The organism is Flavobacterium salmonis (assembly GCF_903819435.1).
Lineage (GTDB): Bacteria > Bacteroidota > Bacteroidia > Flavobacteriales > Flavobacteriaceae > Flavobacterium > Flavobacterium chungangense.
Genome location: NZ_CAIJDP010000078.1, coordinates 64,221 through 78,269, shown reverse-complemented (window position 1 = coordinate 78,269; position 14,049 = coordinate 64,221). Strand labels below are relative to the sequence as shown.

Annotated in this window: 14 protein-coding genes; 13 read left to right on the top strand and 1 reads right to left on the bottom strand. The window is 32.5% G+C overall.

The features are described from left to right. Nucleotides 1-11 precede the first annotated feature (11 nt). Complete coding sequence (locus FLACHUCJ7_RS15905) at nt 12-1,064, bottom strand: ferredoxin--NADP reductase (RefSeq protein ID WP_180909566.1); 1,053 nt, start codon at nt 1,062-1,064, stop codon at nt 12-14. 130 nt (nt 1,065-1,194) lie between these two features. On the opposite strand from FLACHUCJ7_RS15905, the gene FLACHUCJ7_RS15900 reads away from it, so the two are divergent. The 13 genes from FLACHUCJ7_RS15900 (at nt 1,195) to atpG (ending at nt 13,585) form a co-directional block, all read left to right on the top strand. Next, nucleotides 1,195-1,530, top strand: a complete 336-nt coding sequence (locus FLACHUCJ7_RS15900) for a PadR family transcriptional regulator (protein WP_078226764.1) — start codon at nt 1,195-1,197, stop codon at nt 1,528-1,530. An 11-nt stretch (nt 1,531-1,541) separates the two neighbouring features. Then, nucleotides 1,542-2,222, top strand: coding sequence for a hypothetical protein (locus FLACHUCJ7_RS15895; RefSeq protein WP_180909565.1), 681 nt, complete (start codon nt 1,542-1,544; stop codon nt 2,220-2,222). A 158-nt stretch (nt 2,223-2,380) separates the two neighbouring features. After that, the gene (locus FLACHUCJ7_RS15890; protein ID WP_078226766.1) at nt 2,381-3,841 is read left to right on the top strand and encodes a DUF5687 family protein; all 1,461 of its coding nucleotides are present in this window, start codon (nt 2,381-2,383) and stop codon (nt 3,839-3,841) included. A gap of 84 nt (nt 3,842-3,925) precedes the next feature. Further along, complete coding sequence (locus tag FLACHUCJ7_RS15885) at nt 3,926-4,621, top strand: ABC transporter ATP-binding protein (protein WP_078226767.1); 696 nt, start codon at nt 3,926-3,928, stop codon at nt 4,619-4,621. A gap of 88 nt (nt 4,622-4,709) precedes the next feature. Continuing rightward, complete coding sequence (gene porW / locus FLACHUCJ7_RS15880; RefSeq protein WP_078226768.1) at nt 4,710-7,331, top strand: type IX secretion system periplasmic lipoprotein PorW/SprE; 2,622 nt, start codon at nt 4,710-4,712, stop codon at nt 7,329-7,331. A gap of 2 nt (nt 7,332-7,333) precedes the next feature. Continuing rightward, nucleotides 7,334-7,732 (top strand): bactofilin family protein, encoded by a 399-nt coding sequence (locus tag FLACHUCJ7_RS15875; RefSeq protein ID WP_078226769.1) that lies wholly within the window; start codon nt 7,334-7,336, stop codon nt 7,730-7,732. After that, complete coding sequence (locus FLACHUCJ7_RS15870; protein ID WP_180909564.1) at nt 7,713-7,940, top strand: AtpZ/AtpI family protein; 228 nt, start codon at nt 7,713-7,715, stop codon at nt 7,938-7,940. The genes FLACHUCJ7_RS15875 and FLACHUCJ7_RS15870 overlap by 20 nt, the downstream gene beginning before the upstream one ends. 540 nt (nt 7,941-8,480) lie before the next feature. Continuing rightward, nucleotides 8,481-9,659 (top strand): F0F1 ATP synthase subunit A, encoded by a 1,179-nt coding sequence (atpB, locus tag FLACHUCJ7_RS15865; protein WP_180909563.1) that lies wholly within the window; start codon nt 8,481-8,483, stop codon nt 9,657-9,659. A gap of 33 nt (nt 9,660-9,692) precedes the next feature. After that, nucleotides 9,693-9,893: an ATP synthase F0 subunit C gene (gene atpE / locus FLACHUCJ7_RS15860; RefSeq protein ID WP_026727281.1), complete on the top strand. Its 201-nt coding sequence runs from the start codon at nt 9,693-9,695 to the stop codon at nt 9,891-9,893. Between the two features lie 85 nt (nt 9,894-9,978). Next, nucleotides 9,979-10,479: a F0F1 ATP synthase subunit B gene (locus FLACHUCJ7_RS15855; RefSeq protein ID WP_078226773.1), complete on the top strand. Its 501-nt coding sequence runs from the start codon at nt 9,979-9,981 to the stop codon at nt 10,477-10,479. 4 nt (nt 10,480-10,483) lie between these two features. Next, a complete protein-coding gene (gene atpH / locus FLACHUCJ7_RS15850) occupies nt 10,484-11,017 on the top strand; it encodes an ATP synthase F1 subunit delta (protein ID WP_078226774.1) in 534 nt (177 codons plus the stop codon). 38 nt (nt 11,018-11,055) lie between these two features. After that, on the top strand, nt 11,056-12,633 hold the full coding sequence (atpA, locus tag FLACHUCJ7_RS15845) for a F0F1 ATP synthase subunit alpha (RefSeq protein ID WP_180909562.1): 1,578 nt from the start codon (nt 11,056-11,058) through the stop codon (nt 12,631-12,633). A gap of 91 nt (nt 12,634-12,724) precedes the next feature. Continuing rightward, nucleotides 12,725-13,585, top strand: a complete 861-nt coding sequence (gene atpG, locus FLACHUCJ7_RS15840; protein ID WP_180909561.1) for an ATP synthase F1 subunit gamma — start codon at nt 12,725-12,727, stop codon at nt 13,583-13,585. Nucleotides 13,586-14,049: the final 464 nt, after the last annotated feature.

Sequence of the window (14,049 nt, the reverse complement as noted above, 5' to 3'; positions counted from 1 at the left end):
AATTTCAACGATTATACATCATCAAAATCTACATAAATAGTTTCCGAAGTTGGATGTGCCTGACAGCTAAGTACCAAACCGTCGGCAATTTCCTTATCGGTTAAGATTGAGTTTTTCGTCATTTCGGCACTCCCTTGAGTTATACGGCAAAGACAGCTGCTGCAAATTCCGCCCTGACAAGAATACGGAGCATCGATTCCTTGTTTTAAGGCTGCATCCAAAATTGTTTGTTTTTGAGACATTTCGAAAGTAACTTCGTCATCATCAACCAAAACAGTAATTTTTGTATGTCCTTCTAAGGAAGTTTTTATTTCGTGCTCTTGAGATGAGGTAGTAAAAAGTTCAAACTTAATAGCGGAGTCTTTTACGTTTTTCTCTTTTAAAATTCCGGAAACCGTATTGATCATTTCTTCCGGACCACACAAATAAAACTTATCAAATTCCAGTTCCTTGTGTTTGTTATTCAAGACAAAATTTACTGCCGATTTATCGATTCTTCCAAACAATGCATTTTCCGCTTTAGCCTGACTAAATACATAATGCACAAAAAGACGTCCTACATATTGTAGTTGTAAATCGTGCAGTTCCTGATGGAAAATAGTTTCATCGGGAGTTTTGTTTCCATAAACCAATACAAAAGTACTTTTTGGTTCACTTTTTAAAACCGATTTTATGATAGAAAGAACAGGAGTAATTCCGCTTCCTGCAACAAAAGCTGCGTAGTTTTTTTGTCTTTCAGCATCAGGTTCAAACGTGAATTTTCCTTCCGGATGACCTACTTCAAGTACATCTCCGGCCTTAAGTTTCGTATTGGCAAATTGTGAAAATAAACCATTCTTAACCGCTTTTACAGCAATTCTCAATTCGCCGCTTTCAGGTCCTGAGCAAATAGAATAAGCACGACGAATTTCCTGATTATCAAGAGTTAATTTTAAATTTATATATTGTCCTGCAATAAATTTATAATCTGGTTTTAGTTCTTCGGGAACATTAAAAAGGATTGAAACAGCATCAATAGTTTCGCGTTTTACCTCTTTAATTATGAGTTTTAAGAATGAAGGCATGATATGATATTTTATGCAAATATACTAAAGACAAAATGTTTCCTGAAAACAAAAAGGCTGAATTTAACATACATAAGTTATCAATGTATAATTTTCTTATGTATATTTGTTTGTCAAATTTAAGATAAAAATGAAAAACTCACAATTATACAAAGGCAGTCTTAACACCATAATAATGAAATTACTAGAAGAAAATGGTAGGATGTATGGTTACGAAATTACCCAAAAAGTAAAATTGATTACAAATGGTGAACTTAATATTACCGAAGGTGCTTTGTATCCGGCTCTTCATAAATTAGAAGCCGATGGTTTGCTGGATGTTGAAATCGAAAAAGTAGATAATCGTATGAGAAAATACTACAAGCTGACAGAATCCGGGCAAAAGGAAACCATCAACAGATTGACAGAATTGGAGAGTTTTATCAAAAACATGCAAAGTTTAGTAAGTCCTAAACTTGAATTTTAATTTTTGGAAACATGAAATTAACCATCGAACAAATTGCAAAAATAGACGAAGCCTTAGTGTTAAACGGAATTATTTATGAGGATATAAAATTAGAGCTGACAGACCATATTGCTTCTGAAATCGAGTATGAAATGACCGAAAACGCAACTGATTTTAAAATTGCTTTTAAAGAAGTTTTCAAAAATTGGAAAGAACAATTTAAGCCAAAAACCTATGGTGTTTGGCTTGGAAATTATGCAGGAGCCAAAATTTTTATGGATAGATTTTTACAATTTACTATAGACGAATATAAGGCAGGATTTTGTTTATTAGTAATTTTTATGATTCAGAAAGCATTAAATTTTGATGTAACGTTTACAGATGATGGCGCAAATTTTACAATAATAGCTTTGAAAGCCTTACTGTGTATTGTTTTTATAATAACAGTAACAGGAAGAATTATGCTGAAAAAACATCAATTTAAAACCACTTTTTCAGAAATATTTAAGCGTAGATTTTATTTAACAATTGTTTATTTTTTGGGATTTATGCTGGGAGCTTTTCCTATTTTGCCATCTTTAGAAAACAACTATAGTGACAGTTATTCAATCTTTCTGGTTATAATTTTTATATTTTATAATTTGAATAGTTTTCGATTAGTAGCAAAACATTTCAAAATAAAGAAACAATTTGAAAAGAGTTTTACAAGCTAAGATTGTGCAACATTTGATTTTACGTGTTCGTTCAGGGATTTTTAATCTAAAAATTTCAGCTCACGGTTTGTAATTTGGTAAGAAGTTTTCAGCTTCAAAATATTTTGTAACGTTTTCTTACATTTGATTACATACTACGAAACTTAAACCAAATAACCATGATTAAAAAGTTTATTTATCTCGAATGGAAAGCCTTTACAAGATCGGCATCGTTTGGTGCTAATTTAGCAATGAAAATTCTGATAGGTTTTTTAATGGTCTATTTTTCCATCATTTTTGTCGGAATGGGAATAGGAGCATTTTACATCCTAAAGAAAATGAATCTCGAACCCTTACTCACAGTCAATAAATTTTTGATTTATTATTTTTTATTCGATTTAGTAGTTCGATTGTTAATGCAGGCCATTCCGGTATTAAATATCAAGCCATTACTGGTTCTGCCTTTCAAAAAACCAACGATTGTCCATTTTTCATTAGGTAAAACAGCAATATCATTTTTTAATTGGGCACATGCTCTCTTTTTTGTTCCTTTTTCGGTAGTACTTATTATTGAAGGTTATGATGTTTTGGGGATTCTTTTTTGGCTGATAGCTGCTTTTTCCCTAGTATACATCAACAATTTTTTGAATATTATTTTGAGTAATATCGATAAATTATTTGTTGTTTTTATCGCAATCACATTGGCTTTAGGTGCTGCACAATATTATAAATTCTTTGATATTACGTTTTTTACCGGACCAGTTTTTCAGTCATTTTATGATGCTAAAGGATTATTTTTAATTCCGGTTTTGGTATTAATTGGCCTGTATCAATTTACATTCAAATATTTTAAGAACAATTTATTTTTAGATGCCGGCCTTTCTAAAAAAGAAGATATTGCTACAACAGAAAACCTTGTCTGGCTAAATCAATTTGGAACTTTAGGGACATTTCTAAAAAATGATATCAAGCTGATTAAAAGAAACAAAAGATCCAAAACTACAATTTTTATGAGTATTCTCTTTTTGTTTTACGGATTGATCTTTTTTGGAAATACGAATCAACCGGAAATCATGCATATTTTTGCGGGAATATTTGTTTCAGGCGGATTTATGTTTGTCTTTGGTCAGTTTGTACCAAGTTGGGACAGTTCATATTATCAACTCATGATGACACAGAATATTCCCTATCGGGGATACATCACCTCAAAATGGTGGCTGGTTGTCATTGCTACTTTTGTTTCGACCATTTTAGCATCATTTTACCTTTTTTATGGATGGGAAGTTTATCTGACCATTGTGGTTGGTGCAATTTATAATATAGGAGTCAATTCGCATTTGGTCCTTCTGGGCGGGGCATTTACAAAAACACCAATTGACTTAAGTAATGCCGGAGGCGCATTTGGAGATAAAAAGGCATTCAATATAAACGCTATGTTATTGACACTGCCGAAATTATTATTACCATTAGGACTTTATGGAACCGGACTATATTTAGGAGACAAAACCCTTGGATTGTTGCTGGTTGCAGGTGCAGGAGTTTTAGGTTTTGTGTTTAGAAATACTGTTTTTTCTATAATTGAAAAAAGATATAAAATCGAAAAATACAGCACGATCAGCGCTTACAAACAGAAGAACTAATTAGCCAATTTGAAAATGTGTCAATTAGATAATTAGTCTTAATTGATAAATCTAATAATCTTAATTCAAAAATCTAAAATTACCATGATACAAGTAAATCAACTTTCAAAAACATATAACGGAACAACAGTTTTAAACATAAACAATCTTGAAATTCCAAAAGGGCAAAGTTTTGGCTTAGTGGGAAATAACGGAGCAGGAAAAACTACTTTTTTCAGTTTATTACTAGATCTGATTCAGCCTTCAACAGGAAATATTAGCAGTAATAATATTCAGGTAAACACAAGTGAAAACTGGAAATCTTTTACAGGTTCATTTTTGGACGAAAGTTTCCTTATTGGATATTTAACACCCGAAGAATATTTTTATTTTATCGGAGATTTGCGTCATCAGAATAAAGCTGATGTCGATGCTTTATTAGCCCAGCACGAGGAATTTTTTAACGGAGAAATTTTAAAAAACAAAAAGTACCTGCGTGATTTATCAAAAGGAAACCAGAAAAAAGTTGGAATTATAGCAACGCTTATTGGTAATCCCGAAGTAATTATTCTGGACGAGCCTTTTGCCAATTTAGATCCAACCACAGTAAGCCGGTTAAAAAAAATCATTAAAGAATTAGCTGAAAATCCAAACGTTACAGTTCTCGTTTCCAGTCACGATTTACAGCATACGGTTGAGGTTTGTGATCGAATTGTAGCTTTGAATAAAGGAGAAATTGTAAAAGATATTCAAACCTCAAAAGAAACCTTACAAGAGTTAGAATCGTTTTTTGCGGTATAAATTTCTATATTTCAAAAAGAAGCGTATTTTTACCAGTCATTATACTAAAAATCCTTTTTAGAAGTTAAATGATCTAAACTCTTTTCTATTGAAAAAGAATACGCTGAAATATAGTTTTCCTTTTGTTTTTTTGTTTTTTTTGATAGCCTGTTCTACCAAAAGAGATACTTTTTTGGCTAGAAACTCACATGCTTTGAGTACCAAATACAACATTTTGTATAATGGCGGGATAGCGTTGGATAAAGGATTGAAAACCATTCAAAATAACGATCAGGATAATTTTTGGGAAATGCTTCCAATCGAAAAAATGCAAATCGATGAAAGTATTTCTGAAAAGGAAAAAACCAAAAATCCCGATTTTGAACTGGCTGAAACAAAAGCAACAAAAGCGATTCAGAAGCATTCAATGAATATTGGCGGAAGAGAAAAAAACAGTCAGATTGATGAGGCCTATTTAATGCTTGGAAAAGCACGTTATTATGATCAGCGTTTCATTCCGGCGCTTGAAGCATTCAATTATATTTTATATAAATATCCAAATAGCAGTAATATTTATACCGCAAAAATTTGGCGTGAAAAAACCAATATGCGTTTAGGAAATGACGCAATTGTGATAAAAAACATCAAACTGTTATTGAAAAAAACAGATTTAGATAAACAAACATTTTCTGATGCAAATGCATTATTGGCAGAGGCATTTTTACATTTAGAAGAAAAAGACAGTGCCGTTATCAAACTTAAAATTGCCGAAAAGTTTTCTAAAAGAAATGAAGACAAAGCACGCTATCGTTTTATTTTAGGTCAGATGTATCAGCAAGCAGGAAAAAAAGACAGTGCTGTTTATTTTTACAATGGTGTAATCGATATGAATCGAAAAGCCGACAGAAAATATATGATGCAGGCATATGCTAAAAAAGCGCAGATGTATGATTATGAAAGCGATAATGATACTCTGTTTTTAAAGACTTATAACAAGTTAGTTGCTGACCGCGAAAACCGACCATACTATGATGTTCTGTTTTATGAAATAGGGGTTTTTTATGATAAAAAGAAGCAGCAGGAAAATGCTTTGGAATTTTATAATAAATCATTGTCAAGAAAATCGAAAGACTCTTATTTGATAGCATCGACTTACAGAAATATAGGTAATATGTATTTTAAGAATACAGATTATACAATGGCTGCCAAATATTATGACAGTACATTAATAAAATTAAACCCAAAAACTAGAGAGTTTGCCTTTATTGAGAAAAACCGAAAAAATTTGGACAATGTTATCAAATATGAAGCGATAGCAAAACGAAATGACAGTATTATTGAGGTAAAAAGCTTTTCGGATCCGGAGAGAAAATTATATTTTGAAAATTATATAGCAGAATTAAAAAAGAAAGACGAGGCGAAACGCATCTTAGAAGAAAAAGAAAAAGAACGATTAGCGAATATTGAACAAAACACTAATTCTAACAGTGCTCAGGAAGTCGTAAATCCTCAATCAACAGGAAATAATTCGCCTGTTGGTATACCCGGAGGTTTCAATCCGCCAATAGAAAATGATGTTTCAAGTACTTTCTATTTCTACAACCCATCAACGGTAGCTTACGGAAAATTGCAATTCAAAAAAATGTGGGGCAACAGAGGATTATCAGGAAACTGGAGATTATCTGCTTCAAGATCAAATGAAGATACAGCCCTTACGGATGAAATGAATAGGAAACAGGATTCGATAGATGCTTTGAAAGAGGTAATCGTTATCGAAAAGTACACAACAGAATTTTACGAAAAACAACTTCCAACAACTCAGATTGCTATGGATAGTATTGGTAAAGAGCGCAATTTTGCCTACTACCAATTAGGATTAATTTATAAGGAAAAATTTAAGGAGTACGATTTGGCCAGCAATAAATTTGAGCGATTGCTTCTTAATAATCCTGAAGAAAAATGGATTCTTCCATCGATGTATAATTTATATAAAATTTATCAAATTACAAATCCCGCAAGAGCCGAAAGGATAAAATTTGATATTACTACCAATTATCCAAACTCGAGATATGCCCAAATTTTAGGTAATACAAATCCTGAAAGCGGCAACTTATCGCCCGAAAAGGAATATGAGAAATGGTATAAATTATTTACAGATGAGCAATATGATCTTGTTTTAGATAATATTGATAATTTGATTAACCAATTTTCAGGTGATGAAATTGTTTCTAAATTTGAATTGCTAAAAGCAAATACTTTGGCAAAAGCAAACGGTTTGGAAGCCTACAAAAAAGGTCTGGAAACAGTAGCGGATAATTATCCAAATAGTGACGAAGGTAAAAGTGCCCGAGAAATTTTAGAAAAACAAATTCCAGGCTTAGAAAAACTTGATTTTACCACAGTTGATGCAAAAAACTGGAAAATTGTATATCTGGTTTCTAACAGTGACACCAAAACAGCTAAAAAAATCGAAGAAGCTATTAAAGTTTTTTTATTAGTTGAAAATTTCGAAAGACTAACAACTTCTTTAGATAGATATAACAGGACAGAAAGTTTTTTCGTAATTCACGGTATTAAGTCAGAAGCTTATGCAAAAGATCTTTCGGAGCTTTTTCGTGAAGATAACAAGTATAAAATAACACATCCTGCAATTATTATATCAAGTGATAATTATAAAATAGTTCAGATGAAGAAAAATCTTCAGACTTATTTATCACCTAAAACTCCATAATTATGTTTGAAAAAGCAAAAAAAAGCGGCACAGAGCTTTTAGGAAAAACCAACAGAATTGTTGAAGGAACTTCTATTATTGGTGATATTGTTTCTAAAGCTGATTTTAGGCTGGATGGAGAATTGATTGGAAATTTTACGTCACAGGGCAAACTCGTTATCGGATCATCAGGAATTATAAAAGGCGATATTATTTGCCATAATGCTGATATTGAAGGAGAATTTCAAGGCAAACTAAAAGTTTTAGAAATCCTTAATATAAAAGCTACTGCAAAAATTCATGGAGAAGTTGCGGTTGGAAAACTTTCTATAGAGCCAGGAGCAGATTTTACAGCTACTTGTACGATGCTGACACAAGCGAATCAAGTAATTATGTTGGAAGATGGAAGAGGAACCGAATAATAATAGAAGAAATAAATGGCTGGCATTTATTAATATTCCATTTCAAATGGGTATTATTATTTTTGCATTTTCTTATTTAGGAACTTGGCTTGACGAAAACCATCCAAGCCGTAAAGTGTATTATAATACTATTTTTGTATTGTTAGGTGTTGGAATTGCTTTATATAATGTAATTCGACAAGTAAACGATATTAATAAAACAAAGTAGAGTTGCATATTTGCATCAAATTAGTTCAAATGCTTATAAATTATAAAAAACCGATATTTTCTTTTTTTTGTCTTGCTTTGGCAGCTTATATTTTACACAAAGTAATTTTCTTTTTTTTGGAAATTAATGTTCAAAATTTTCATTACAGTTTAGAGTTACAATATTTATTCTTTTTCGGGATTTCTATATTATTATACCTTATATTATTAATAGTAAAAAAGAAGAATTTTGAAATAGTTGGAATGATTTTTTTATTTGGAACTTTTGCACAAATGTTATTAGCATATTTAGTTCTACAGCCAATTTTAAAAAACAGTACAATACAAACAGATGTTGAAAAAATCAGTTTTTTTATAACATTTGTGCTGTTTTTGTTATTTCAGACGCTTTTAACTATCCGATTATTAAATGAAAAGCCTTAAATTAGCGATTCTGTAAAACAACGTTCAAAAATAATTTTTCAGATCCTTTTTAATATTAATAAAAAATGTACCTTTGCACCAAATTTTAGAAACGTAAAAAAATAAGATTTTCCACGATATGGTGATTTCAAACAAACCGCTCAGCTTTATTCTTGCCGCTTTTGTAGCTTCTCTACCAATTATGGGTTTTGCAAATCCAGAGAATGACTCAACGCATGTTCAAACTGAAACAGCTCATGAAGAGAAAGTAGTTTCACATAACGCTCATCAAGGAGAAGAGCATGTAGCTCTTGATCCAAAAGCAAAAGTGGATGCTTTTATTGATCATCACTTACAAGATTCTCACGACTTTGTTTTCTTTCAAGATGAGAAAGAAAACAAAAGCTATGGTTTTTCATTACCAGTTATTTTAATTGATGGAGGATTGAAAATTTTCTCTTCTTCAAAATTGCACCATGGTGAAGCAGTTGCAGAAGTTGACGGAAACTTCTACAAGTTAGTTCATGGTAAAATTTACAAAACAGATGCAGCTGGAACAATTAACTTTAACGAGCACGGACATCCTGAAAACGAAAAACCTTTAGATTTTTCTATTACTAAAAATGTTGTTTCAATGCTTTTTGTTTCAATACTATTGTTCTTCATGTTTACTGGTTTAGCAAAATCGTACAAAAAAGGGCCAATTCCAACGGGATTTGGAAGAGTCTTAGAACCGCTTATTATTTTTATTAGAGATGAAATCGCAGTTCCTAACATTGGAGAAAAAAAGTATCGTAAATATATGGGTTACCTGTTAACTGTATTTTTCTTTATATGGTTATTAAACTTATTAGGAATGACTCCTCTGGGAATTAACGTTACAGGGAATATTGCTATTACAGTTTGTTTAGCAGCATTTACTTTCTTAATTACACAATTTAGTGCAAACAAAGATTATTGGGGACACATTTTCTGGATGCCAGGAGTTCCGGTTCCAATGAAAATTATCTTAGCTCCAATTGAAGTTTTAGGAACACTAACAAAACCATTTGCATTATTAATTCGTTTGTATGCAAACATTACTGCAGGTCACGTAGTAATTATGAGTTTGATCGCTATGATTTTCGTAGGTAAAAACTTAGCTGCAGATTTACCAATCTCTTTAGGATTAACATTATTTATTTCGGTTATTGAAGTTTTAGTTGCATTTTTACAGGCCTTTATCTTTACAATGCTGTCATCATTATTTATTGGTATGGCTGTTCAGGATCACCACCATGATGATCACCACCACGCAGAAGAAAACGCAATTATTTAATTTAGAAGTTTAATTTTATATATATAAATACTTATGGGAACAATTCCAACTTTAGTAGGTGCAGGTTTAGTAGTAATCGGTGCAGGTTTAGGTTTAGGTAAAATCGGTGGATCTGCTATGGACGCTATTGCTCGTCAACCAGAAGCTGCTGGTAAAATTCAAACTGCGATGATTATTATCGCGGCTTTATTAGAAGGTTTGGCATTCGCTGCTTTAATCCTAGGAAAAAACTAATAAAGAAAGAAATAACAGCATCTTTGACGGTTGGTTAAAGATGTTGTTACTTTAAAAGAAATTAAATATTTTAATATAGTATAAAATGGATAAGTTAATTAACGATTTTTCATTCGGTTTATTCTTCTGGCAGGCATTAATCTTGTTAGTATTGATTTTGCTTTTAGTGAAATTTGCATGGAAACCAATTATGGAATCTATTACTGCAAGAGAAGAAGGTATCAAAAATGCATTGCTTTCTGCTGAAAATGCAAAAAGAGAAATGGAAAACTTACAGGCTGATAATCAAAGAATTTTGAATGAAGCTCGTTCAGAACGTGACGCGATGTTAAAAGAAGCTCGTGAAATGAAAGAGAAAATTATAGCTGATTCTAAAAACGAAGCACAAGAAGCGGGTCAAAAAATGATCGAGCAGGCAAAAGCTGCTATCGAAAGTGAAAAAAATGCTGCAATGGCAGAATTGAAATTACAAGTTTCAACTTTATCATTAAGCATCGCTGAAAAATTATTGAAAGAAGAATTATCTAACAAAGAATCTCAAACTAAATTAGTAGAGAAAATGTTAGGTGACGTAAAGTTAAACTAAGATTATGGCAAGTACAAGAGCAGCAATTCGTTATGCAAAAGCAATTCTAGACTTAGCAAACTCTAAAGGTGTTGCCGAAGCTGTCAATAACGATATGAAATCAATTGCTTCTGCAATTGAAACTAATACAGAATTGAGTACATTTATTCAAAACCCAACTACAAAAGTTGAAGTTAAAGAAAGTGCTCTTTTAGAAGTTTTCGCAGATGTTAATGGTGTAACTAAAGGTTTATTTCATTTATTATTCGAAAACAAAAGATTTGAAATTTTAGAAGCAATTGCATTAGAATACAGCAAAGTATTTGATGAAGGCAATGGAATAGAAGTAGCAAAAATTACGACAGCAATCCCAATGGATGCTGCTTTAGAAGCTAAAGTTTTGGCTAAAGTTGCAACTTTGTCAGATAAAAAAATAACAATTGAGAATATAGTAGATCCAACAATTATTGGAGGATTTATTTTAAGAATAGGTGATCAGCAATACAACGCTTCAGTTGCAAACAGATTACAAGTATTAAAGAGAGAGTTAAGTAATTAGTTTTTATAACACAAAAAGTGTCTAAATTATAAATTAAGATGGCGGAAATCAAACCTGCTGAAATTTCAGCAATATTAAGAAAGCAAGTAGAAGGTTTTGAATCTGGTGCTACGCTAGAGGAAGTAGGAACAGTACTTCAGGTTGGAGATGGTATTGCTCGTATTTACGGGCTATCTAATGTACAATATGGTGAGTTAGTTGAATTTGAAAACGGACTTGAAGCTATTGTATTGAACCTTGAAGAAGACAATGTGGGTGTGGTACTTTTAGGGCCATCAACGGGTATCAAAGAAGGATCAACAGCAAAAAGAACTCAACGTATCGCTTCTCTTAAAGTAGGTGAGCAAATGGTAGGGCGTGTTGTAAACACTCTTGGTTTTCCTATTGATGGAAAAGGACCAATTGGTGGAGACTTATACGAAATGCCTTTAGAAAGAAAAGCACCTGGTGTTATTTTCCGTCAGCCAGTTACTGAGCCGTTACAAACTGGAGTAAAAGCAGTAGATGCTATGATCCCGGTTGGTCGTGGACAACGTGAGCTTGTAATTGGTGACCGTCAAACAGGTAAATCAACTGTTTGTATCGATACGATCTTAAATCAAAAAGAATTTTACGATGCAGGAAAACCTGTATTCTGTATATATGTTGCAATTGGACAAAAAGCTTCAACTGTAGCAGGAATCGCTAAAATGTTAGAAGAAAAAGGCGCAATGGCTTATACAGTTATTGTTGCAGCAAATGCTTCTGACCCGGCTCCGATGCAAGTTTATGCTCCTTTCGCAGGTGCTGCAATTGGAGAGTACTTTAGAGATTCAGGTCGTCCTGCCCTTATTGTGTATGATGATTTATCTAAACAAGCTGTTGCTTACCGTGAGGTTTCTCTTTTATTAAGAAGACCACCGGGACGTGAGGCTTACCCTGGAGACGTTTTCTACTTACACTCTCGTTTATTAGAGCGTGCTTGTAAAGTAATTGCTGATGACGGAATTGCTAAAAACATGAATGATTTACCGGATTCTATCAAGTCTATCGTAAAAGGTGGTGGTTCATTGACTGCTTTACCAATTATCGAAACTCAGGCTGGTGACGTTTCTGCATATATCCCAACAAACGTAATTTCGATTACAGATGGTCAGATTTTCCTTGATGGAGATTTGTTCAACTCTGGGGTTCGTCCTGCAATTAACGTAGGTATCTCAGTATCTCGTGTTGGAGGTAATGCACAAATTAAATCAATGAAAAAAGTTTCTGGAACTTTAAAATTAGACCAGGCTCAATTCCGTGAATTAGAAGCTTTCGCTAAATTTGGTTCTGACTTAGATTCTGTTACTTTAAATGTAATTGAAAAAGGAAAAAGAAACGTTGAGATCTTGAAACAAGGCTTAAATGATCCTTATACTGTAGAAAATCAAGTAGCTATTATTTATGCAGGTTCTAAAAACTTATTAAGAAACGTTCCTGTAAATAAAGTAAAAGAATTTGAAGTTGATTTCTTAGGTTACTTAAACAGTAAACACAAAGATACACTTAACGCGTTGAAAGCTGGTAAATTAGATGACAACATTACAGATGTAATTGAAAAAGCAGCAAAAGAAATTTCAGCAAAATATATCTAATTAGATAATTCGTTAATTAGATAATTAGAAAATATCTTAGGAGACTTTCTAATTATCTAATTTTCAAATTGTCACATTTTTTAATTAACAAATGGCAAATTTAAAGGAAATCCGTAATAGAATTACTTCCGTTTCATCGACGATGCAAATTACATCGGCTATGAAAATGGTTTCTGCTGCAAAGCTTAAGAAAGCACAAGATGCAATCACTGCAATGCGCCCTTATGCCGAGAAATTAACGGAGCTGTTGCAAAACCTTTCTGCTACACTTGAAGGTGAAGTTGGAGGAGATTACACGACACAGCGTGAAGTAAAAAAAGTATTGCTTGTTGCTATAACTTCAAATAGAGGTTTATGTGGTGCATTCAATACTAATGTAATTAAAGAGATTAAAAACCGTACTCAGTTTTACGCAGGAAAACAAGTTGACGTTTTTCCTATTGGAAAAAAAGGAAATGATGTTTTAGCTAAAACTCATAAAGTTCACGGTCATCATAATGCAATCTTTGATCATTTAACTTTTGAAAATGTTGCTGCAATTGCTGATAAATTAACTGAAAAATTCTTATCAGGAGAATACGATAGAATTGAATTAGTTTACAATCAGTTTAAAAATGCTGCAACTCAAATTGTTCAGGTTGAGCAATTTTTGCCATTAGCTCCAATTAAATCTGATGTAGTGGTTTCTACAGGGGATTATATTTTCGAGCCTTCAAAAGAAGAAATCGTGTTAACTTTGATTCCAAAATCATTAAAAACACAATTATATAAAGGTATTCGTGATTCATTTGCTTCAGAACACGGAGCGCGTATGACAGCAATGCACAAAGCTACTGACAACGCAACTGAATTAAGAAATCAATTGAAATTGACATATAACAAAGCTCGTCAGGCTGCTATTACTAATGAAATCTTAGAAATTGTTGGTGGTGCTGAAGCCTTGAATGGATAAGTAGATTAGAATTTATAAATACAAAAAAGAGCCTGCAATCAAATGTAGGCTCTTTTTTTGTGTTTTAAGAATTCCCCATAATTCTTAAATCAAATTTTAAAATGGTGATTCCTGAGAATTCTTTCCCCAAGAATCAGTTCCATTTTAAAGATTGTCAGTGGAAATAATACCACTTTGCTTTGTCTTTTATGGGAACAAACTAGCTTTATAAGATCCCAATGCTCTGTTTTTTTAAGGGTTACATATCAGCTCTATCAATCCCTTGCTTTGTTTTTGTGGGAACAATATAGCTTTAAATCCCAGTGCTCTGTTTTTTTAAGGGTTACAAATCAGCTGTACTCAATCCCTTGCTTTGTTTTTATGGGAACAATATAGCTTTAAATCCCAGTGCTCCGTTTTTTTAAGGGTTACAAATCAGCTGTACTCAATCCCTTGCTTTGTTTTTATGGGAACAAAATAGCTTT